The 23,870-nt window shown below is 39.1% G+C and carries 21 protein-coding genes; 2 read left to right on the top strand and 19 right to left on the bottom strand.

All coding sequences use genetic code 11. The annotated features are described in order from the left end of the window. The 4 genes from BLS33_RS23105 to BLS33_RS23090 are packed head-to-tail and all read right to left on the bottom strand — an operon-like array spanning position 1 to position 3,822. A complete protein-coding gene (locus tag BLS33_RS23105; protein ID WP_089895447.1) occupies positions 1-1,167 on the bottom strand; it encodes a 3-dehydroquinate synthase in 1,167 nt (388 codons plus the stop codon). After that, positions 1,164-2,054: a UbiA-like protein EboC gene (eboC, locus tag BLS33_RS23100; protein WP_089895444.1), complete on the bottom strand. Its 891-nt coding sequence runs from the start codon at positions 2,052-2,054 to the stop codon at positions 1,164-1,166. Before eboC ends, BLS33_RS23105 begins: the two co-directional genes overlap by 4 nt. Then, positions 2,054-2,962, bottom strand: coding sequence for a TatD family hydrolase (locus BLS33_RS23095; RefSeq protein ID WP_089895442.1), 909 nt, complete (start codon positions 2,960-2,962; stop codon positions 2,054-2,056). Before BLS33_RS23095 ends, eboC begins: the two co-directional genes overlap by 1 nt. A gap of 2 nt (positions 2,963-2,964) precedes the next feature. Further along, positions 2,965-3,822 carry an EboA domain-containing protein gene (locus BLS33_RS23090; protein WP_089895440.1) on the bottom strand — a complete coding sequence of 286 codons (858 nt, stop codon included), beginning with the start codon at positions 3,820-3,822 and terminating at the stop codon, positions 2,965-2,967. Between the two features lie 156 nt (positions 3,823-3,978). Here BLS33_RS23090 and miaE point away from each other — a divergent pair, with 156 nt between their 5' ends. Then, positions 3,979-4,560, top strand: coding sequence for a MiaE family protein (gene miaE / locus BLS33_RS23085; protein WP_089895521.1), 582 nt, complete (start codon positions 3,979-3,981; stop codon positions 4,558-4,560). Between the two features lie 29 nt (positions 4,561-4,589). Here miaE and BLS33_RS23080 read toward each other — a convergent pair whose 3' ends face one another. From BLS33_RS23080 to rpsA, 11 genes are all read right to left on the bottom strand, one after another. After that, positions 4,590-5,486: a Ppx/GppA phosphatase family protein gene (locus BLS33_RS23080; RefSeq protein ID WP_089895437.1), complete on the bottom strand. Its 897-nt coding sequence runs from the start codon at positions 5,484-5,486 to the stop codon at positions 4,590-4,592. A gap of 1 nt (position 5,487) precedes the next feature. After that, positions 5,488-7,569: a polyphosphate kinase 1 gene (gene ppk1 / locus BLS33_RS23075; protein WP_089895435.1), complete on the bottom strand. Its 2,082-nt coding sequence runs from the start codon at positions 7,567-7,569 to the stop codon at positions 5,488-5,490. Beyond that, on the bottom strand, positions 7,566-8,054 hold the full coding sequence (locus BLS33_RS23070; RefSeq protein WP_089895433.1) for a SixA phosphatase family protein: 489 nt from the start codon (positions 8,052-8,054) through the stop codon (positions 7,566-7,568). Before BLS33_RS23070 ends, ppk1 begins: the two co-directional genes overlap by 4 nt. Positions 8,055-8,179: 125 nt before the next feature. Next, a complete protein-coding gene (gene pdxH, locus BLS33_RS23065) occupies positions 8,180-8,827 on the bottom strand; it encodes a pyridoxamine 5'-phosphate oxidase (protein WP_089895431.1) in 648 nt (215 codons plus the stop codon). Positions 8,828-8,944: 117 nt separating this feature from the next. Continuing rightward, positions 8,945-9,442, bottom strand: coding sequence for a hypothetical protein (locus tag BLS33_RS23060; protein ID WP_089895429.1), 498 nt, complete (start codon positions 9,440-9,442; stop codon positions 8,945-8,947). A gap of 54 nt (positions 9,443-9,496) precedes the next feature. Beyond that, on the bottom strand, positions 9,497-10,402 hold the full coding sequence (locus BLS33_RS23055; protein WP_089895427.1) for a ribonuclease Z: 906 nt from the start codon (positions 10,400-10,402) through the stop codon (positions 9,497-9,499). Between the two features lie 12 nt (positions 10,403-10,414). Further along, complete coding sequence (locus BLS33_RS23050) at positions 10,415-10,888, bottom strand: DUF3291 domain-containing protein (RefSeq protein ID WP_089895425.1); 474 nt, start codon at positions 10,886-10,888, stop codon at positions 10,415-10,417. Further along, the gene (locus tag BLS33_RS23045; protein WP_089895423.1) at positions 10,885-11,217 is read right to left on the bottom strand and encodes a ribonuclease Z; all 333 of its coding nucleotides are present in this window, start codon (positions 11,215-11,217) and stop codon (positions 10,885-10,887) included. Before BLS33_RS23045 ends, BLS33_RS23050 begins: the two co-directional genes overlap by 4 nt. Before the next feature lie 6 nt (positions 11,218-11,223). Further along, positions 11,224-12,150: an aspartate carbamoyltransferase catalytic subunit gene (locus BLS33_RS23040; RefSeq protein ID WP_089895421.1), complete on the bottom strand. Its 927-nt coding sequence runs from the start codon at positions 12,148-12,150 to the stop codon at positions 11,224-11,226. Positions 12,151-12,153: 3 nt separating this feature from the next. Continuing rightward, a complete protein-coding gene (gene pyrR / locus BLS33_RS23035) occupies positions 12,154-12,693 on the bottom strand; it encodes a bifunctional pyr operon transcriptional regulator/uracil phosphoribosyltransferase PyrR (protein ID WP_089895419.1) in 540 nt (179 codons plus the stop codon). 129 nt (positions 12,694-12,822) lie between these two features. Further along, a complete protein-coding gene (gene rpsA, locus BLS33_RS23030) occupies positions 12,823-14,667 on the bottom strand; it encodes a 30S ribosomal protein S1 (protein ID WP_089895418.1) in 1,845 nt (614 codons plus the stop codon). Positions 14,668-14,930: 263 nt separating this feature from the next. On the opposite strand from rpsA, the gene BLS33_RS23025 reads away from it, so the two are divergent. Beyond that, positions 14,931-15,311, top strand: coding sequence for a LysM peptidoglycan-binding domain-containing protein (locus BLS33_RS23025; RefSeq protein ID WP_089895416.1), 381 nt, complete (start codon positions 14,931-14,933; stop codon positions 15,309-15,311). A 36-nt stretch (positions 15,312-15,347) separates the two neighbouring features. Here BLS33_RS23025 and cmk read toward each other — a convergent pair whose 3' ends face one another. The 4 genes from cmk to BLS33_RS24990 form a co-directional block, all read right to left on the bottom strand. Further along, positions 15,348-16,058 (bottom strand): (d)CMP kinase, encoded by a 711-nt coding sequence (gene cmk / locus BLS33_RS23020; protein WP_089895415.1) that lies wholly within the window; start codon positions 16,056-16,058, stop codon positions 15,348-15,350. Positions 16,059-16,125: 67 nt separating this feature from the next. Beyond that, on the bottom strand, positions 16,126-18,576 hold the full coding sequence (gene lon / locus BLS33_RS23015) for an endopeptidase La (RefSeq protein ID WP_089895519.1): 2,451 nt from the start codon (positions 18,574-18,576) through the stop codon (positions 16,126-16,128). 221 nt (positions 18,577-18,797) lie between these two features. Then, on the bottom strand, positions 18,798-23,030 hold the full coding sequence (locus BLS33_RS23010; RefSeq protein ID WP_089895413.1) for a PQQ-dependent sugar dehydrogenase: 4,233 nt from the start codon (positions 23,028-23,030) through the stop codon (positions 18,798-18,800). Between the two features lie 315 nt (positions 23,031-23,345). Further along, positions 23,346-23,870: T9SS type A sorting domain-containing protein (locus BLS33_RS24990; RefSeq protein ID WP_176801490.1), on the bottom strand; the 525-nt coding region annotated here is incomplete at its 5' end.

The following is a 23,870-nucleotide window of genomic DNA, read 5'->3' as shown; positions in this document are numbered from 1 at the left end:
TTAGACTAATTTAAGTTTGGCGCGTTCGTTCAGCTCAAAAATAGCCGACCGCATTTTGTCCATATCAATTTCGTGTACATCGACCTTTTTTCCTATTTCCGATATTAAAGTAATTGTCAGTTCCCCGCCTAGATGTTCCCGGAATTCTTGAATACCTTTAAGTAGTTCTTCTGTTTCCATATCATTATCTAGCGGAATTGTCAAATCGAACCCAACGTTATCCATTACCTCTAAAATTGATGTCAAGGTGTTCGCATCAATAAGTCCTATATTTTTGGCATAAGTGAGATCTAAAGCCATGCCTATAGCGACTGCCTCACCATGGCGCAGTCGGTAATTGGTCATGTGTTCCAATTTATGGGCGGCCCAATGGCCAAAATCCAATGGCCGAGAAGAGCCGCTCTCAAAAGGATCACCCCCAGTGGCGATATGATGCATATGCATTTCGGCACACCTATAAATCAAATAATGCATCGATTCATCATCCCTACTCGCCAATTTTTTGGCATTTTGTTTTATATAATCGAAAAAATGAGCATCTTTTATCAAGGCGACCTTGATTCCTTCGGCGATACCGGCAATCCAATCGCGTTGTTGCAAAGTCTTTAAAAAATTACCATCGTTAATGATAGCCTGAGGTGGCGCGAAAGTGCCTAAAAAGTTTTTCTTCCCAAAAATATTGATACTGTTTTTTACTCCAACAGCAGCGTCATTCTGAGATAACACTGTGGTCGGAACACGAATCAGCTTAACACCCCGATGAGCTATAGCGGTAGCATAGCCCGCCATATCTACAACCGCTCCGCCACCAATAGCCACTACAAAAGAGTGCCGGCAAATTCGCTCAGCGTTTATTGCCTTTAATATCCTTTCTACGTGAATATGGTCGTTCTTACTCTCCTCACCCCCAGGGACTATCAACTTTTCGGTATACTGAAGAGAATCGGAAAATGCACCACAATAACTTTCTATTTCTTGTGTTAAACCAAAATGGTTTTTGTGTACTCCTTCATCGATTACAAATAGTAATTTTACGGGTCCCTTATTTTTGAACTGTTCTACAACCGTTCTGAACAATGGATTATCAAGAGAAAAAAGATTATCGGTAAAATAGAGTTTGTACTCGTATTTAACCGCAAAAGATTGCGAAATCGGGGTTTTATTCATGTAACTGCAAATAATTTTGAAAGCCAGATAGACAAAGGTAATAATAAGATTATGGGCAAGGCAAACCACCATTGCGAAAATGCGACAGCGAGAGATGCATCCAATAAAATCAAAGATAACACTCCTCCAATGACGGCCTTCTTTATGTTCTTGGGAGAATTCTCTTTAAAAGCCCCAATTAAAGGGCGATAAATCATAATCGCAAATAAAATGAGAAAGGGTACGGCCTGAAGGACATTTTCTTTGCCCCGGACAAATAAAGCCAAAACTGCCACAATCACTAGTGCGTATAATATACCTGCAAACACAATATGTTTTTTGTTATCTCCATGTACTTCTCCCCTACTTATCAAAGTAATGGCGGCGATATAAACGACTGGAACCGGTGCATAGTACCAATGTTCTAAAACTCCAAAAACAGACATTCCCAGCAAAAGATTCAAACCTCGACAGACACCCATGTTCAGCGGACCAAGAATACCATATTTCTTTGAAAAGGAATCGTACAGCAAAATCGCTAGGGCCAAAAGCAGCGCTGAAACACCCGCAAGATTATTGACCATTAGAGCGCAAACTACTCCTATCACCAATAACCCCCCTCCAAACACGGCAGCATTTACCAACGATACTACGCCACTGGGAATAGGACGTTCCGGGCGTTCAATTTTATCCAATTTATAATCAAAGACATCATTTAAAACGACACCTCCGGCATACAAGAGGATTGATGCCGTTACGAGCCACAGCCCATCTGTATAATTGAAACTATGATTGCTCCATTTTGAATAAAGTCCGGCAATTGCCATTCCCGCCAACACATCGGCAGCCGCAGTGGGCAAGTTGGCCGGTCGCATTAATCGAATGTAACCAAGAAAAGAAGAACTCATTATTTAATCAAATCATCATCAACACGAGGTTGTTGCCCTCTTAGCACACTGTTGTCATTAAATAATTGCGTTTGATTGATGCCTTCCGCCTGCAGCCAATCGGACTCTTTCATTTTTCCGTTCTTCCCAAAAGCATCAAGTGCATTTTGATAGGTCGTCTTAACCACATCGGCCTTAGATACTCCGGAACGCAACATCAAAGATGCCGTTTTCGGTACGGCAAGTGGATCGCTGACCCCCCAATCTGCAGAGCTATCAACGATTATATTTTTGCTCCCGTATTGTTTGACAACCGCAACCATGCGTTCATTTCCCATTTTTGTTTTGGGATAAATAGTGAAAGCTGCCCAAAATCCACGATCAAGAACATCTTTGACCGTTTCTTCATTGTTATGGTCAACAATTACCATAGAAGGATCTAACCCGTGCTCAAGGCATACTTCCATACTTCTTATGGTTCCTGATTTCTTATCTCGATGAGGGGTATGAATCTGTACGACCATATTCAACTCCTTGGCCATTTCCAATTGTATGCGAAAATATTTGTCTTCTGCCGGCGTTTGGTCATCATAACCGATTTCCCCAACGGCGACCACATTTTCTTTGTGAAAGTACAACGGTAAAAGCTCCATTACTTGTTCAGCTAGCGCTTCATTGTTGGCCTCTTTTGAATTTAGACCAATAGTACAGTAATGCTGGATACCGAATTGTTTGGCCCTAAAAGGCTCCCATCCCACCAAACTACTATAATAATCTTGAAACGACCCCACTTGGGTTCGGGGTTGGCCCAACCAAAAAGAAGGTTCAATAATGGCAACGACACCTGCTTGCGCCATAGCTTGATAATCATCAGTAGTTCGTGATGTCATATGCACGTGTGGGTCAATAAACATCATTTTGTCATCCATCTTCAATCTTTTAAGGTTTCCCAGTTAAGGGAATTATTTTCAATTTGTTCTTTTAATTCTAAGTGGGCGTTTAACAAGGATTTTGCCTTGGGATTATCCGAACGATGACAGCATAATGCTGCCGCCCTATTTTCGAATAAATCCGTACTCAAAAACAACCGTTCCATATCCTTTAAAAGTTTATCATTCAAAAATTCACCCACTGGTCTCCAAAAATAAGGGTTCACTTCTCGGGATGCCGCCCAGCGTTCATGGGCATAATCTGAAATAATTCGAGCCAATTCACTGTTGGCTCTTTTATCAACATCCAATATCTGACTTAAATCACGTGGCATAAAAGCAGCCTTTAAGTACATCTGGTTCCATTGATTATCATCAAAATATTTTCCGGGATATGGGTTATTAAGAGCGATAGCATCGAAAACCGTAGCGATATTGGTGCGCAATGCATCGACAGCGACCGATTTATATTTTTCACAATGGGGCAATAATATCAAAAATTTGAGAAATGTCGTTAGTTCTCCCGTGTCGGCCACCTGAATGATGTTGGCAACTTTTGGCGTAAAAAATTCAGTATCCGAATTGGTAACCTTTGTTAACAAATAAAGTCTACTCAATTCTCGTAAATCGGCTTTCTGAATTTCTAAATAACTACTAAGGTCATCAGAGACCATAGCCGTATTCAAATCATGTTTCAATTTTATTTTAGAAGCGATCAGACTGTATGTCATAAATAAGTCTTTGGTCGACTTATTTTCTATAATGGCATTTATTTTTCCTTCTAACCAATTGTAATTTTCTTCTTCAACATTAGATTCAATAATCCTTCTCAATTGTTGTTCAATACTACCTGCCTGCATACGATTGCCTATTTCAATAAAGAGAAATCAAAATCTCCCGAATCACCTAAAATTAACACTCAAAGATAACCAATCTAGTAAAAATAGCCGCCCTAAAAACCAGTGTTCGCAACTTAAGGACATTATTTCTACTTTTGCTGCTAAAGATAACAAATGATGCTAGGGTTAAAACTACCAACAGACCCGAGATGGGTGAACATTGTCGAAAAGAATATAGATGAAATTTTGACGGACCATGCATACTGCGAACAAAAAGCGGCAAGCACGGCTATATCATTGATTATCAGCTTTCCGGAATACACAGATTTAGTTGAAGAAATGATTGCTCTTTCGCGGGAGGAAATGGCCCATTTCAAGATGGTGCATGATTTGATTATAGCCAGAGGTCAAACATTAGGGCGTGACCGGAAAGACGAATATGTGCTGCAATTATTGAAATTTTTTCCGAAAGGTGGTAGCAGAACCACGCAATTGACACATCGTTTATTATATGCTGCGCTAATCGAGGCTAGAAGTTGTGAACGTTTCCGGTTGTTGTCGGAGCAACTCAAAGACAAGTCATTGGCCGATTTTTATCATAAACTCATGGTGAGTGAAGCCACGCATTACGTCATGTTCTTGACGTTCGCCCGAAAATATGGAAATCGGGAGGAAGTAGACAAAAAATGGCAAAGCCTTCTTGATTATGAAGCTGAAATAATGAAAAATTTAGGGAAGACGGAAAGCATACACGGGTGACAAGTAGCAGCTACTGTTTTTGACAAAAGCTACTTCTCCATATAATAGAGGGTCTTTATGATGCCATCGGAAAGTCCGATTTTAGGAACATGAATCTTTTTCGCTCCGCTCCATTTGGCCGCAGATAAAAAAATTCGGGCGGCAGGGATAATTACATCGGCCCTATCTGGATTAAGGCCTAGCTCAGAAATTCGTTCATCATAGCTCAAACTTTCTAAAAATCGAAATTGAGCATTTAACCAAACATACGAAAGAGGCTCCCCTTCTTTTCTACCCGACATCTTATGAAGTTTGTTAATATTTCCTCCCGATCCAATAATCGATAACTTTGGAATATCCTTCACGTTCTCCTTTATCCATTCCTCTAGTTTCTTCCATGTACCTTCCCCGACCAAATTATTAATCAAACGAACGGTTCCTAATTTAAACGATTTCGATGTTTTTATTTTTTCGCCGGAAAAAATAGTGAATTCCGTACTTCCTCCACCAACATCGATATATAAATACGATTGGTCTTTCTGAATCAATTGCTTTAAATCGGTGGATGCTATTATAGCCGCCTCTCTTTTGCCGTCGATCAATTCTATTTTAACACCAGACTCTTTTTCGATTTTTTCGATGACCTCGATGCCGTTATTGGCTTCCCGCATCGCCGAGGTGGCACATGCCATATACTTCTCAACACCATGGACATTCATAAGCAACTTAAAGGCTTTCATGGTATTTACCATGCGCTCAACGTTATTCTCTGAAATTTCACCTACGGTAAAAGAATCTTCACCCAACCTAACAGGCACCCGAATAAGGGCGCTTTTGCGAAAACGGGTTATTTTACCCTTTTCTTCGATAACATTATGGGTCAATAACCTTATGGCGTTTGAACCTATATCGATTGCCGCAAATTTTCGAACCTTTAGGGATGACATGTTATGCTTTTTGTTTCTTTAAATAATAATCGTAGGTGGCAAATTGTGAACGAACCTTTTCCTTGTTATTTTTTCTATAGGCATTGTCCTGTTTTTCAGAAAAAACCCTTGCCTTCACATTATCATTCCATGAAATTTCAAAAGTGTCTATGAGTTCTTGTTTTATATCCTTATCATAAATAGGGCAGCCCACCTCTACACGATAATCCAGGTTTCTTGTCATCCAATCAGCCGAAGAAATATATATTTTCGGATTTCCTTCATTTGCAAAAATAAAGACGCGTGGGTGCTCCAAGAACTTATCCACTACGCTAATAGCCTCAATATTCTCACTCATTCCCTCTACCCCGGGAACCAAACAACAAATTCCTCTAATAATCAGTTGAATCTTTACGCCCGCATTGCTTGCTTCATATAATTTATCAACCATCTTATAGGAAGTAAAGCTGTTCATCTTTATTTTTATATAGGCTTCCTTGCCCCTTTTGGCATTTTCGATTTCTCGATCAATAAGATTTTTAAAAACACTTTTAGTATAATGAGGAGAAACAATTAAGTGCTTATATTTATTAATTTTATAGGTAGTTTCGAAGAAATCAAAAACCTTGTTCAATTCTTTTAGTATCTCATCATGGGCCGTAAATAGCGTATAATCGGTATAAATACGTGCAGTAGACTCGTTAAAATTACCTGTGCTTACAAAACCATACCGCTTTATTTGGTCATGCTCTTCCCGTTCGATTACACATATTTTGCTATGTACTTTCAACCCGGGAACGCCGAAAATCAGTTTAACACCCTCTGCCTGCAATTGTTCGGCGTACTCAATATTAGCCTGCTCGTCAAAACGTGCCTGCAGTTCGATTTGTACGGTTACATGTTTTCCGTTTTTAACGGCATTAACAAGACATGCAGCAACCTGGGAATCATTGGCCAAACGATATACGGTTATCTTTATGCTCCTTACCTTGGGATCAAGAGCCGCTTCCCTTAAGAATCTTATGACGTACGAAAATGTTTGGTACGGGGTATATTGTAAATAGTCTTTTTTAGCAATTCGCTCAAAAAGACTCCCCTCCATACTCAAGCCAACTATCGACAGCGGTTTAATCCTATCATACAGCAAATCTTGCCTTCCTAAACTAGGAAAGCCCATATAATCCCTTCTGTTGTGATACCTGCCGCCGGGAATTACACTGTCGGTATCCTCTATATCCATTTTATCTTTTAGAAAGCGAAGCGTATCTTTTGCAATATTCTTATCATATACAAATCGAACCGGGTCGCTTATCTTGCGATGTTCGACACTTGAAGAAATTTTTTCAATGAAGCTCTTGCTCAAATCATTGTCCATATCGAGCTCGGCATCACGCGTTATCTTTATCATATGCGCGGATATCGATTCATAAGAAAACATATTAAATATGTTTCTCAGGCAATAACGGATCAAATCATCTAAAATAATGATATAGTTTTTGTCCCCCTCCTTGGGAAGCTCGATAAAACGACCAATGCCCTTGGGAATTTCGATTAATGCATAGCGAATATTATTAGTGCCTTTGCCATTTTCAATATCACCATTTGTCATCACCATTTTCACTGCCAAATATGCTGCCGTATCCTTTAAAACAGGAAACTCGGTCAAATCGTTCAGTATGATTGTCATCAAAACCGGACTCACATTTTCCAAAAAATACTTTTTTAGAAATTCTTCTTGTGAAGGAGCTATTTCGGTCTCGTCGATGATAAAAATATTCTGAGCCTCCAGTTCTTTTTCTATCGTTCTTAAGACCCGTACACTCTCACTTTGCTGCTTGATAACAATTTGAGTGATTTCAGCAAGAATATCTTTGGCCTTCTCGCCCCCCAAAACGCTTTTCCCCGTTTTACCAGCTTCAACAATACGTTTTACAGTGGCATAGCGTACTTTAAAAAATTCATCTAAATTATTAGAAAATATACCCAAAAACCGGAGGCGCTCTATTAGGGGAACATTCTTATCTGCACTTTCTTGTAATACTCTTTCATTGAACCACAACCAACTAATTTCTCGATTTACATATTGATTTTTGGTTTTTATCATCCTCTTAAATGTTTTGGAAAAATAGTTTGTTTTGTAATTCCTTTGGTGACCATGGTCCAATCGTCCGTGGTGAATTCCAACTCTACCAATCCGGTAGTAGGAACGTTGTCAATATAGGTATTTCCTAAAGAATTGGCAATATGGGTAAAGGCATGATTATGTCCGAAAATCATTACGGTATCAAGGTCATTATCCAGTTCTTTGATGAACTGCAATACATAATCACCTGAAAAATCGTATAACCATTTGGTAGCTTGAAAACTATCTAAATTAAAGTTCAATTCCCTTAAAAATATCATACTCGTGTGCAATGCCCTATTTGCCGGACTCGAATAAACTGCATCAATTTTTAAATTTTGGGATTTAAAGGATGAACTAACCAAAAGCGCATCATTTATACCTCTTTCCTGCAAAGGTCGATCTATGTCATTGACAGAATACTCCCATGAAGATTTACCATGTCGAACCAAAATCAGTGTTTTCATTTAACCAAAATTTAATGTTAAACAATCAGTTTCCAATAGCTATGAATTTCGGGTTCTTTTGGCCCAAAAACAAAAAACGAGATATAAACATTCAGAAATATATTTAAAGGTGTAACCTCTTGCTTTCAAGGAGCCAACCGCTCCATCTTCCAATCGAAGTCTTCTTGTAAAGTAAAACGTATGCGGTCGTGCAGCCGATTCGGCCTACCTTGCCAAAACTCAATAGACACAGGTTTTACGATATAACCGCCCCAATAATCGGGCCTTTCGATTTCTTTGCCTTCGTATTTCTTTTCAAGCTCTTTCAAGTTCTCCTCCAAAGACTCCCGTGAGTCGATCACCATACTCTGCTCAGAAACGATTGCGCCCAATTTGCTTCCATCCGGCCGAGATTCAAAATAACCGTCGGACAAATTTTCAGCTATCTTTTCGGCCTTTCCCTTAACGATGACCTGCCGCTCCATATTTGGCCAAAAAAAAGAAATACAGACGTTAGGGTTGTTGGCAATCGCTTTTCCCTTCTCGCTCTTGTAGTTGGTATAGAAAATGAATCCTTCATAGGTAAACTTTTTTAATAGTACTACCCTACTTTTCGGAAAGCCATCGAGCCCAATGGTCGAAACGGTCATCGCATTGGGCTCTTCTACCACTTCAGATGCTTCCGTTTCATAAAACCATTTTTGAAAGACTTCCATAGGGTTGTCGGAAATAGCATCTTCCATCAAGGCACTCTTCTCATACGATTTTCTGTAATCACCTAAATCTTTTTGCATGTCTTTTATTTACCCATAATCGGAGTGTAAAGTTCTGCAAAAATTATAAGACCCCAAAGGTTTTAAAAACGTTTGGGGTCTTATATTAATCAATAAAAAAAGGAATAGAAACAAAAATCAATCTACCCGCTCGTAACTCATTTGTGTTTGTACAGGAGCATCTGCAGGATAGGAAATATAGTATAAGGTGAGTATATTATCATTTATTTCAAATCTGCTTCCAGAACTTTTAGCATCTTCGTAAAGCACCGTATACGGTTCCGGATTAAATTCTTTTTCCCAAGACGTATTCTGTAGACTTTTTATAAACACGCTGTCTGCTCGAACCTGATAATTACCCAATGTCTTCGAAGAACCTATAATTTCATTTGGATTTTCATCCTTAAAACCATAATAGTCAATTTCTAAAGCGTATTTGGCATCGGTCTCAAAGCTTATTGTACTGACCACATCGAAATATTTATAACCAATTTCATAAGGCCCGCTGGGAATGATATCGGTATGCCGCCACTCCCCTGTTAGGTCTTCTTCTTGATAATCGACATCGATAATTTTTTCACAGGAATATAGCAAGACAATACAAGTCAGAACTACAAAAAAAATTTTCGCCTCCATATTTCATTTTACAATAAGATGTAGAAATGCGAGGAAGTTGCTTCGATTACCGGATTATAACTCAAAAACTTTACCATCATCTGCCAACTCCACATTTGCATATACTTTCATAGCCTCATCTTTAAAGAGCTCGATGGATTTATATCGAGTAGAGTAATGACCCAGAATCAAAGTACCCACGTTGGCAGTCTTTGCAATCAAAGCAGCCTCCTTGGCCGTCGAATGCTTTGTCTTTGCAACCAAATGCATTTCAGAATTTAGAAATGTAGATTCATGGTATAGCACATCAACATTCTTTATTTGCGGAACGATGTCAGGTTTATAGCTTGTATCACTACAAAAGGCATAGCTCTTCGGTTTTACAGGATCAAAGGTCAATTCTACATTTGGTATTATTAAACCATCGTCGAGCACAATATCTTTTCCATTTTTTATATTCTGAAAATATGCTTTATCAATTTTGTATTTAGCGACAGCCTCAATGTTCAATTTGCGCTCGGCCACTTTCTCTTTAAAAAGAAATCCGTTGGTATATACCCTATGGTTCAAAGGAATGGTCTCTACCGTCACCTTATCGTCTTCGTAAATAAGTTCAGGAACCATTGCTGTAAGCTCGTGAAAAACAAGCGGATAATTGGTCCATGAATCACCAAGTTTCAGCAAAAGCGTGATAGCTTCCTTAATTCCTTTTGGTCCGTAGATATGCATTTCTTTATCCCTTCCCAGCAAACGAAATGTCGAAACTAGCCCCGGTAAACCAAAAAAATGATCCCCATGTAGGTGCGAAATAAAAATATGGTTAATTCGTGAAAATTTAATTTTATTCTTACGGAGTTGCACTTGGGTACCTTCTCCGCAATCAATTAAAAAAAGATGGTCCTTTATTTCAAGTACTTGAGAAGTGGGATTGGTCAATGTACGTGGAGTTGCCGCATAACACCCTAAGATACTGATTTTCATTATTTTAAATTCTTAGTTTCGCGCTTCATAATCATGTGCATCAGCAATGGAGTATTTACTTTTAAATGTAAAGGCATATGGGCTCTCACCCACTTCATTGAGGTATTTTAAACGCTCTTTGGCCTCATCAGCAGAAGGTTCATGCCCCGCTTCGACATACCAGAGTGCCATATGCATATCCGACATTTTATGAAACCATTCCTTCTTTCGTTTTAAGATTTCAACATGATCGGAACTATATGTAAACCCAAATAATGCATCCTTGGATTCCCAGACCGACATATTGACAATAAGGAAATCATCTTCAAAAATCCGCAAGGCAGTAGCATTATTGTCGTCACCCTTTAATCGCCAAATAAATCCCTGGCTTTGTTCCGCAAGCTCATTAATTCTATCTAAGTTATTGACAAAATCCAGCAAAACAGGACTATCAATCGGAGCTAATAATCGTGCTATGTTCACTTGGGCCAAATGGTAGTTCTTCATAGGTCGAGATCTCTTTCTATCTCTTCCATCTCAATAAGATCTCTAGCTTCTTGAATTGTAGGCACTACGCAGATTTCATCGGGCACTTCATCGAATGAAACTCGATCCGTAACCAAAACAAATGATTTCTTCGCCTTTCTATGGGTATTGGAAAAATCTAAAAATTCCAATACGTCGCCTGCCGTAAGTTTTGTAAAGGAAAAAAGATTTACAATAATATTGTCATTTTTAATCTTTGAATAGGAGTCCTGTAAATTTTCCAGAAATTTCGGTAATGAAATGTTTTCTTGAAAAACCAAAGTGGTGGTTCCGTCTTTATCGAAAATCATATCTTCTTATTTTATCTTTGAAGCTAATAAATAAATCACAGCCATTCGAATGGCAACGCCATTTTCTACTTGATTTAATATGATTGATTGTTTTGAGTCGGCTACATCGCTGGTTATCTCAACCCCCCTATTGATAGGCCCGGGATGCATAATTACAATTTCCTTGTCCAATCCATCGAGCATCGCTTTATTCACACCGAACTGTTGGGTGTATTCACGCGTAGTAGGAAAATAGCTGATATCTAAACGTTCATTCTGTATGCGCAACATATTGGCAACATCGCACCAATTTAAAGCTTTTCTCAAATCTGTCTCGACCCCTACCCCTAAAGATTCTATATATTTCGGTAATAACGTCTTAGGTCCGCATACTTTGACATTGGCACCCTGAAGTTTTAGTGCAAAAATATTGGACAAGGCCACCCTTGAGTGTAAGATATCACCAACAATAACTACATTCTTACCTCCTACATCGCCTAACCTTTCACGAATGGAATAAGAATCAAGCAATGCTTGGGTTGGATGCTCATGGGCACCATCACCGGCATTTACAATGGCTGCTTTCACATGTTTTGACAAAAATATACCTGCCCCTGGGTTAGGGTGGCGCATGACCACCATATCAACCTTCATCGAAAGTATATTGTTCACAGTGTCTATAAGCGTCTCCCCTTTTTTTACGGAAGATTGACCCGCAGAAAAATTTATGACATCGGCAGATAACCTCTTTTCGGCCAATTCAAATGATAATTTCGTTCGGGTACTGTTTTCAAAAAAGATATTGGCAATGGTAATATCGCGTAAAGAAGGAACCTTTTTTATAGACCGATTGATAACTTCTTTAAAATGGTCGGCAGTTTCAAAAATGAGTTGAATATCTTTTTTGTTCAGATATTTAATTCCCAACAAGTGTTTTACACTCAGTTCGCTCATTTCTTATGTATTTATCAAATATATTACGTCTTCCCCATCATTCTCTTTCCACATCACTTTTACTTTCTCATCATTTATGGCATCGACCTGTCGGCCCCTGTAATTCGGCTGTATTGGTAAATGCCGGCTAAAACGACGGTCTATGAGAGTTAGCAATTCTATTTCTGCAGGTCTACCAAAAGATTGTATGGCTGTCAATGCTGCGCGTATACTTCGCCCAGTATACAGAACATCATCTACAAAGACTACGTTCTTATCCTCTACCAAGAAATCAATTTTAGTCTTGTTCGCTTCCAAGGTTTTATCGCCCCTTCGAAAATCGTCACGGTAAAAAGTAATATCCAAGAAACCGAGGTCAATATGTTTGACACCATATTCTTCTTTTAAAATTTTTGTCAATCGCTCCGCCAAAAAAATACCTCTTGGCTGTATGCCAATGAGCACCGTATTGGAGAAATCCAAGTGGTTCTCAAGGAGTTGACAGGCCAAACGGTGAAGTATGATGTTTATTTCCTTTGAAGACAGTAAGACTTTTTGACTCATGTAGTAGATCATCAACGCTGTGGAGGTACAAAAGTAGGGAATTCTCTTCAAATAATGTACCGCTAAGATGAAACAAAAAGAGCCCTAGCGAAAACGCCAGGGCTCTTAAATTATAGCTAAAAAGAATGATTATTTCTTTTTCTCTGCTTCCATTTTATCTTTCAATGCTTGTAATTGCTCATTAGCATCGCCAAGGGTCGTTTTAGCCTCTTCGTTAGTAGTAGCGGCCCTCTTCTTGGCTGCTTTTACGTTTCGTTGCTCTTCTTCCCTAAAGATAGCGGTATGACTTGCTACAACACGCTTAAAGTCTTTGTTGAATTCAATGATCTTGAATTCGACTTCTTCGCCCTTGCCCAATTTTTTACCGTCTTCTTTTTCCATATGACGCTGTGGTACAAATGCAGTAATATCGTCGTTAAACTCAATTACGGCCCCTTTGTCAACAATCTCTGTCAACGCAGCTTTATGTACTGTATCAACGGCAAATTCTTGCTCGTATTTATCCCATGGATTTTCGGTAGTCTGCTTGTGGCCCAAACTTAATTTGCGACCTTCAACATCCAATTCCAATACTTCCACTTCAATGGTATCTCCTACATTAACAAATTCTGAAGGATGTTTTATTTTCTTGGTCCAAGATAGATCAGAAATATAAATCAAACCATCGATACCCTCTTCCAATTCAACAAAAACGCCAAAATTGGTAAAGTTTCGAATGATACCTTTGTGTTTAGATCCTACAGGATATTTTGTTGTAATATCGGTCCATGGATCCGGAGTCAATTGCTTGATGCCAAGAGACATTTTACGATCTTCCCTATCCAAAGTAAGCACAACAGCCTCAACTTCATCACCGACTTTCACAAAGTCTTGTGCCGAACGCAAATGCGTTGACCATGACATTTCTGAAACGTGAATCAAGCCTTCAACGCCTTCAACGACCTCAATAAATGCACCGTAATCAGCAATTACAACCACTTTTCCTTTCACCTTGTCGCCGATTTTGATATCGTCGCTCAAAGCATCCCATGGATGTTTCTCCAATTGCTTAAGACCCAACTGAATTCTAGATTTGTTTTCGTCGAAGTCTAATATTACAACGTTTAATTTCTGATCCAACTCAACAACCTCGTTCGGGTGGTTGATTCGGCTCCATGAAAGGTCAGTAATATGGACAAGACCATCAACACCACCAAGGTCAATAAAGACACCGTAAGAAGTAATGTTTTTCACAACACCTTCTAAAACCTGTCCTTTTTCCAACTGGCTGATAATCTCTTTTTTCTGTTCTTCAATATCGGCTTCAATCAATGCTTTGTGCGATACTACAACGTTTTTAAACTCGTGGTTTATCTTGACTACTTTGAACTCCATAGTCTTGCCAACGTATTGGTCATAATCACGTATAGGCTTCACATCGATTTGAGAACCGGGCAAGAAAGCCTCAATTCCAAAAACATCGACGATCATACCACCTTTAGTTCTGCACTTGACAAAACCGCTAACAATTTCTTCTTTGTCATGGGCACCATTAATTCGGTCCCAAGCCATAATGGTTCTGGCCTTTCTGTGGGAAAGCACCAATTGACCACTTTTATCTTCGCGTATGTCGATTAAAACTTCAACCTTGTCACCAACCTTTAAATTTGGATTATATCGAAATTCGTTAAGGGAAATTACACCTTCCGATTTCGCGTTGATATCAATGATAGCTTCACGATCGGTAAGATATACTACCGTACCTTCGACAACTTCCTCATCTGCGGTATCCACAAAATTTTCGGTCACCAACTTTTCGAACTCCTCCAATTTGGAATCATCGACACGCTCAATACCTTGTTCGTATTTCTCCCAATCAAAACTTTCTAAAAACTCTTGAGGATCCTGAGCGGGAGCGCTCTCTTTCGTTTCAATTACTTCTTGTACTGCTTCGGTAGTTTCATCTACCTGGGCGGCGTCTTTTTCTTCTGCCATTTTACTGGTCTAAAATTTGTATTCCATGATGTTACAAGAGCTAAACAATTACCACGGAAGATGTTATATGATTTTTAGTTTGTTCCCTTTTTCCTCTTGATTCTTTGTTAAAAAGGAGTGCAAAAATACAATTTATAACTGGTTTGGCAAACCCATTTTTATAAAGCTTTAATTATGTACCAGTATTTTATATATTTTACCCCTAAAAACACTAAGAATCATTATCTTGAACCCATAATATTAACCATTAAACAAAAATAACTATGAGTGTTAAAGCAAAGTACCAACCCGTTTTAAATCTAGGGGAGGAATTAGGTATAAAAGATGGAAATGTCACTGAGGAAAACGGTGTATTAAAAGTAAAGGGAGAAGCTCAAAACCAATATGAGAAGAACCTAATTTGGGACAAAATAAAGGAAATCGGAGGGGAAAGCCCTTCGGATATAAAGGCTAACATTACCGTTGGAGACACTTCAGTTTATGCCAGACATACTGTAAAAAGTGGTGAATCTTTAAGTAAGATAGCCAAGCACTATTATGGCGACCCGATGAAATATAAGCAAATTTTTGAGGCTAATACCAATGTTTTAAAGAACCCAGATGTAATACATCCTGATCAAGTCTTGGTAATTCCGAATCTCTAAAAGGAGCCTTCTTGCAAAAGAAAGACCTGTTGTTTCTTAAGAAATCGACAGGTCTTTTTGTTTCTCGATTATGCGAAGTGCATGATTGTACATACGTTCAAACTGTTCTTTCAACCCCATGTCGCTATTATCGAAAAGTATGGCGTCATCAGCCCTTTTCAATGGGGAAAACTCTCTGTTTGAATCAATTCGATCTCTATTCTCAACATTGGCCAGCACATCTTCATAGGTGACCTCTTCCTTTTTGTCCAACAGTTCCTTGTAACGCCTATACGCCCTTTTTTCAGGCGATGCGGTCATAAAAATCTTTAATTCGGCATTTGGAAAAACCACCGTCCCGATATCCCTACCGTCCATAACGATGCCTTTTTCCATCCCCATATCTTTTTGGATATCTACCAACATATGGCGCACTTCTTCGACTTCCGCTATTCGACTAACGTACTTGGAAACTTCCAATGTGCGAATTTCACGCTCGACGTTCTCACCATTAAGATATATCTCAGCATATCCCAAGGTTTCGTTATACACAAACTTCAGCTTTATTCTAGGAAGCAGTTTGACAAGAGCGCCAATATTATCATTTTGTCCACCGATAAAACCATTACGCATTGCAAAAAGCGTTACCGCCCGATACATTGCACCCGTATCAACATATACGTATCCAAGAGCCTTTGCCAATTGCTTAGCTATGGTGCTTTTTCCTGTAGATGAATAACCATCTATTGCTATTGTGATTTTTGCCATTAGTCAAAAATAAGCAGAAATAAATTGTTCGCATGCTATTCGTAAAAGGAATAGCACATATACCATATCAGAGTTTTTTGGCATTTTTGACCTTTCGATTTGTCAAGGCAATGTCAATTACTTCATGCATGTCTTCTACGTAATGAAAGGTCAGTCCCTTTAAATAATCTTGTTTTATCTCAAGAATATCTCTTTCATTGTCTTTACATAATATGATTTCCTTTATTCGTGCACGCTTTGCAGCCAGTATTTTTTCTTTTATACCACCCACGGGAAGTACTTTTCCGCGCAAAGTAATTTCGCCTGTCATAGCCAGGCTCTTTTTAACTTTTTTTTGGGTGAACAAAGACACCAGAGAGGTCAACATGGTAACTCCCGCACTCGGACCATCTTTTGGGGTCGCACCTTCCGGAACGTGAATGTGAACGTTATATTTTGCAAAAACGTCGGAATCGATTCCGAACCTATCTGCGTTCGATTTGATATATTCCATGGCTATAGTAGCTGATTCTTTCATCACCTTTCCTAGGTTTCCGGTAATATTCAACGCTCCTTTACCTTTAGACAAAATTGATTCGATAAAAAGAATATCTCCACCAACACTGGTCCATGCCAATCCAGTTACTACTCCCGCCACTTCGTTATTTTCATACTTATCGCGTTCCATTCTTGCAGGGCCCAACACTTTCTCAACATCGGCATTGGTGACCTTTACATCATATTCCTCCTCAATGGCTATAGATTTCGCTGCATAGCGAACCATTTTGGCAATTTGTTTTTCCAAACCTCGAACGCCCGACTCACGTGTGTAACCTTCTACAATCTTTTCCAATTGTGGTTTACCGATTTTCAAATGTTTTGCAGACAACCCATGCTCTTTCAACTGCTTGGGCAATAAGTGTCTTTTTGCAATCTCCACTTTCTCTTCAATTGTATACCCCGTTACGTTTATTATTTCCATTCTATCTCTCAGCGCTGGCTGAATTGTAGAAAGATTATTTGCTGTTGCGATGAACATTACTTTTGAAAGGTCATATCCCAATTCCAAAAAATTGTCATGAAATTCTGCGTTCTGCTCAGGATCCAGTACTTCCAACATGGCGGACGAGGGATCACCTTGATGGCTATTTGAAAGCTTATCTATTTCATCCAATATAAATACGGGATTGGAGGTACCTGCTTTCTTAATACTTTGAATGATGCGACCGGGCATGGCGCCTATATAGGTTTTTCGATGTCCACGAATTTCCGCTTCATCGCGAAGTCCGCCTAATGACATACGTACATACTCCCTACCAAGTGCTTCGGCCACTGATTTACCCAGAGAAGTTTTACCTACCCCTGGAGGACCATATAAACAAAGAATAGGTGATTTCATGTCGTTTCGAAGTTTCAGAACCGCCAGATATTCAATAATTCTCTTCTTAACGTCTTCTAAACCATAATGATCCCTATCTAAGATCTTTTCAGCTTTCTTAAGATCGAATTTATCATTCGAATACTCGTTCCATGGAAGGTCTAAAAAAAGATCTAAATAATTTCGTTGAATTGAATATTCGGCCACTTGAGGATTCATGCGTTGCATCTTGGCTAATTCTTTTTCAAAATGCTCCTTCTCTTTCTTTCCCCATTTTTTATCTTTCGCCTTGATCCGCATTTCATCAATTTCCTCATCATATGAAACTCCGCCCAATTCTTCTTGAATTGTTTTCATTTGCTGATGAAGAAAATATTCGCGCTGTTGCTGATCCATATCACTGCGCACCTTTGACTGAATATCGTTTTTAAGTTCCAATTTCTGGAGCTCGGTATTCATATACTTGAGCGTGGCCAAGGCACGTTCTTTCAAATTTGATATCTCTAATAGCTCTTGCTTTTCCTTCACATTTATATTCAGGTTCGAAGAGACAAAGTTTATCAAAAACGAATTACTCTGAATGTTCTTTATAGCAAAAGATGCTTCACTAGGTATGTTCGGATTATCTTTAATTATTTGTAGTGCCAATTCTTTAATCGATTCAATAATAGCTTTGAACTCTTTGCTATTCTGATTAGGTCTTTGCTCTTTAGCTTCCCGAATCGTTGCCGTCATATATGGCTTCTTTGTCAAAACCTCGGCTATTTCGAAACGTTTTTTCCCTTGAATAATAACCGTTGTATTCCCATCTGGCATTTGCAGCACGCGAAGAATACGCGCAACAGTGCCCAGTGTATTTATATCCTTAATGTCCGGATTTTCGGTACCCTCATCTTTTTGGGAAACCACACCAATTACTTTTGAACCGTTATTGGCATCTTTAATCAAGCTAATAGATTTATCTCTTCCTGCGGTAATCGGAATTACGACACCAGGAAATAGAACGGTATTACGTAAAGGTAATATCGGCAATGTTTCCGGTAAGCTCTCACCGTTCATTTGCTCTTCGTCCTCGGCGGTCAGCAAAGGAATCAATTCAGAATCCTCGTCTATTCCTTGCAAAGACATATTGTCAAAATTTGAAAATTTGGAATCTCCCATATCAATATATTCGGTCATTCTGTCATTGTTTAAACAGAATTTCGATTTGTAAAATTAAACATCATTTGCCAAAAACCCCTGTTATAGTTACAACGGGGCATATGCAACTTTTTTTCCTTATACTTTAAACAATTGTTATGCCACCTTTGTCGTAAAAAAACAAAAACCCTTGCGACAGTCAATCGCAAGGGTTTAGTGATATATCACCCATTAGGTGGAAATTATCTGGTTTTCACTATTTTCTGAGTAGAGACTTCACCTTTTTCATCACGAATGGAAACAAAATAGATACCTTCACTATAACCGCTAAGATCTATTTCAAGTCGGTTAGACTGATTGTTCTCTATTTGTTCTGAATACACCTGTTGTTGTTTGATGTCATGAATAACTAATTCATAAGATGTACTCTTGGTTTCCCCTAGTTCAATAAATACTTTGTTTGCGGTAGGGTTAGGATACGCCGTTATAAGGCTTTCAGAAATTTCAAAGGAGCCATCATCAACAACTTTCGCCAGCAAACTTACTGCCTTTGCATTCTCCTCTGCTGTCACAAAAAGTTGTATTGTTGTTTTACAGCCATTGGCAGGCTCCAATATATAAACACCTGCATCGGAAGCGGTTATATTTCTAATCACATGATTATCTCCAACTTTATTTCCATTGGGCAAAGTGATTGTTAAGTCAACACCATTGGGCTGCATGCTCAAAATCAAATCTTCACCCTCTTCTACTTGTAATAAGTTCTCACCGCTTGACCAAACATTTCCTAGATAATATTCCGGAACCGTAGCACCAGTTGAACAATTTGGTAAATCCGTTACGGCTACAGTCAGCGCTCTACATTCTCCTTCAGAACTAAGAATATATGTGCCACTATCGGCCGCCGACACCTTGCCTAAGTAATAATTATCTCCTACCACGGTACCATTGGGAAGTGTAATTGCCAATGGCTTGCCATTCGGCAACATACTAAGCAATAATCCAGTTCCGACATCTAGGGTAATTTCACTGCTTCCGTTATACCACGTGTTATTAATGCGGTATTCAGGAATTATATTCAATGACGTACATTCCTCATTTACCTCAGATGCTACAGAAAGGTTAAACGTTTTTGAACACCCTTCTTCGGAAGTCAATATGTAAATTCCACTATCTACTTCAGTAATCGAACGAAGCGAATAATTATCGCCGACGGTCGAACCATCAGGCAAGGTAATAGTCAATCCAATTCCATTAGGCAACATACTCAAAACCATTGAATCTCCAGCTTCTACCTGTAAATCAGTTGCACCACTTTTCCAAACGCCGTTCACGTTGTATTCCGGAATCAATTCACCATCACAGTCTGTTGGAATGGTACCATTACCAACACTAAGGTTTAATTGTGTAGTGCATCCTTCATCAGAAGTGATTAAATAAGTTCCAGCATCTACTTCCGTAACTTTTCCTAAGTTGAAATTATCCCCTACAATTGAACCGTCTGGTAAGGTAATGGTTACATTGGCACTATTGGGGATTGCACTTAATACCATTTTGGTTCCTGATTGTACCTGTAGGTCTTCAGTGCCACTCTGCCAAGTACCATTCACATTATATTCAGGAATCAAGGTTACACTACAGTCTACGGGTGTACCAACAACCAAATTTAAAGTTGATTTACAACCTTGTTCCGAGGTAAATACATATATGCCACTATCGGCCTCGCTAACCGAACCGAACTGATAATTATCGCCGACGGCAGAACCATCAGGAAGCGTAATGGTCAATCCTATGCCATTAGGCAGCATACTAAGTACAACCTTATCACCTGGGTCGACCTGTAAACTACCATTACCACTCTGCCATGCACCATTTATCTGATACTCTGCAATGATACTATTGTCATCACATAAGAAATCATCTTTGATTACATTTAGACGAAATGTCGTTGTACAACCAGAGTTCGTATTAAATTCATATACCCCATCGTCATCAACTGTAACTGTCTCAAGATTATGCTCACCATCTACTTCACCGTTTTCATTGGGCAATACTATTAAATAGCTTTGAGCGCTTGTAGACAATCGTAGTTCTAATTTTGTACCTTCATCGACCGTAAGACTAGCTCCTACACTCGTCCAATTACCATTATCAAGCCTATATTCAACATTCAATCGTTCATCTGAACAGTCAAAATTCTGCCCCCATACTGCCATATTTTGAACTGTTGTTTCACCCGCCGTGTTGAAGTTTCCACCTGTAAAAATATGTTCTTCATCACCAGAGAATACGATAGTACTAACCAAATTATTCACACCTACATCTTTTGAGGGACCCATGGCTTCCCAGCCTTTGGATGCGCTCCAACAAGAAACATTTTTAACAATATAATTGGTATTTGAGTCGTTGGCCGCTGTCTCAAAGTTTCCACCTACATAGAGATGAGAATCTTTATAAACCATAGTATTCACATTTCCGCTGACACCGTTTCCAAGTGCCTCCCAGGTTCGTGATGTCCTTGCCCATCTAGCTACTCGGTTTACCGTCTTACCTCCAGCAATGGAAAAATTACCTCCGGCATAAATATAGTCAGGTGTCGTCACAATAGCCTGAACGAATCCATTGGTACCATCTCCCAAAGTACCCCAACTAGAACCATTCCAAGTTGCAATTCGTAAAGCACTTTTTCCTCCTGCCACATCAAAATTCCCTCCAACATAGAGTAAATTATTCTCATCAATTGCCAAGGCCCTTATTTCATTGTTGGTTCCATTATCCCCCGTGCCAGAATCAGCAAGAGACGACCATGAACCATTGGACCAAAGTGCAATATTCTTTACAGGCTTTCCACCAGCAGATTCAAATCCACCAGCAACATAAACCTTGTTTTGATTGTCCACAACTATTTCAGCCACAGTCCCATTGGTTCCTGAACCCAAAGAAGCCCAAGAAGAACCATTCCAGACCGCCACATTGCTTGCTGAAACACCGCCGATAGAGGTGAACTCACCTCCGGCATATAAATTTCCATTGGGAGCTATGGCCAAGGCCGTCACCTTTCCATTAGCACCAGTTGATAATGTTTTCCAACCCTCGTTAATATTGTATTGTGCGATATTGTTAGCTGTTAGTGAGCCTACCTTTGAAAAATTACCCGCTACATAAACGTCATTTTCATCTACGACAATTGATTCGACAATGCCATTCGTACCATTTTCAAATGCTTTCCAATCTCCGACACCATCAATTGCCACTGTCGTGGGATCTGGAGAAGGGTCAACATTTCCTCCAACAATTTTAAAAATCTTGGCCGTGGATCCATAACCGCTGAAATATAGTTCTCCAGATTCATCCAATCCAAAACTTGAAATGTATTGTCCGTTAGTTCTGAATAACAATTCTGAAGTTGCTGAATTATTAGCTGAATTATAATTCAAAGACCAAACTCTACCGGAAAGATAGTCCGCAAAAATATATTTTCCTTGTAGTGACGTGTTATTGCTTGCCCCCCTATAAACATATCCACCTGTAATAGATACATCCCCATTATCATGATTATACTGAAAAACGGGTTTGATGTCAGGACTGGTTGTCAGATTTGTCGAACTACTCTCCGTTGAGTTACCCTCATACCTGTTCCAACCGTAATTGCCCCCTTTGGTTATTAAGTTAATTTCTTCGTAGGCATCTTGACCAACATCAGCACCCCAAAGACGGTTAGTTTGCGAGTCAAAAGAAAATTTCCAAGTATTCCGTAGGCCCCAAGCGTATATTTCGTCCATCCCACTTTTCCCTACTCTTGGGTTATCGCTTGGAATTTCATAATTACCATTGATAGCCTTTTGATTATTTCCATTCAAATCTACATCGATGCGCAAGATACTTCCGTAAGCCACGTCTAAATTCTGGGCATTCTTATTGGGGTCGGAATACCCGCCCCCATCGCCTACTGCGATATATAAATATCCATCAGGACCAAAAGCAATTTTGCCACCATTGTGATTATTACTATTATATGTCTTTTCAAATTCAAATAACTCAAGCCTACTAGATACATCAGCTTGATTTGGATTACTGCTACTCACTTGATATCTAGCAACAACTATTGCTTGCGTATAATCTACTGTATTTCCATACTTGGTATGATAAACATAAAAGTAGCCATTTTGCTTATAGTTTGGATGAAAAGCCAGCCCTAATAAGCCGATTTCTTGGCCTGATGAAAAAGTTATTTTGTTTTTTACATCAATGAAAGTACTCTGTGTCGAAGTATTGTTATTATTGTCAAAAACCTTTATTTTTCCTGATTGTTCCACTACGAATAATCTGTTGCTGCCATCATTGGCATTTTGAATTTCGAGTGGGAATTCGAACGTTAAGTTGGGAAATGCCTGTTCGTAAGTTACGGGGTCTTGCGCTCTTAAAAAAGGGATGAGTACAAAATATAAAAGCCCTAAAATCGTAGTTTTTTTCATCTGCAGTCGGAGGTTATGCTTTATCAAAAAAGATTATCAAATCGTTTAAATGTATTATTAGTACGATGAATAACACAAAAAAGACTCCCATTACCTAAACAAATCAAAAATAATCGATGAAACTAGTAAAACGTTAACAATTGTTAACATTTACGTAAGAATTAAACTACCCCAGTAAAGTCGATGAATAGGTCGTTATGAATAAGAGATGAAACTATAAATAAGTAATCCGTTTCAAGGTTTTGAATCTTCCTTGAAACGGATTTTATTTTAAACTTTGAAGTACTAATAAAAATCAGCAGTTTAAAGAATGCCTTAGCGCGATAATATTACCGACTGAACAATAGTACCTCTTGGACCTTCAATCACAATGCGATACAGTCCATCGGCCATATGATCCCCGAAAACAAGAATTTCATTAGCATCATGGTCTGCGTCAAATTCATGCACCATTACGTTCTGTTGAGAACTGTTAAAAACATTGACACGTAGAGAATATCCCATATAATTAACCAAATTCAATTGTAATATTCCCGTGGTCGGATTCGGAAATACCAAAATATCATTTTCAACATTATTTTTCGTGTAATCGCTAGAAACGATTTCTTTACTGCTTTCGAGTGTATTGGTAACCTGATCGCCCACGGTAAGGTCCAATGTTGTCTGGCAGCCGCCGTCGGTGGTAAGGAGGTAGGTGCCGCTATCGGAGACGTCGACCCTGCCAAGGGAATGGTTGTCGCCCACCGTACTCCCATTGGGAAGCGTGATCGTCAGGCCGACACCGTTGGGGACCATGCTCAGCACCACACGGGTGCCCTCGGCAACGGTAAGCGCGGTCGC

It is taken from the genome of Kriegella aquimaris, assembly GCF_900103215.1.
GTDB classification, from domain to species: domain Bacteria; phylum Bacteroidota; class Bacteroidia; order Flavobacteriales; family Flavobacteriaceae; genus Kriegella; species Kriegella aquimaris.
This window is presented reverse-complemented; position numbering and strand designations above follow the sequence as displayed.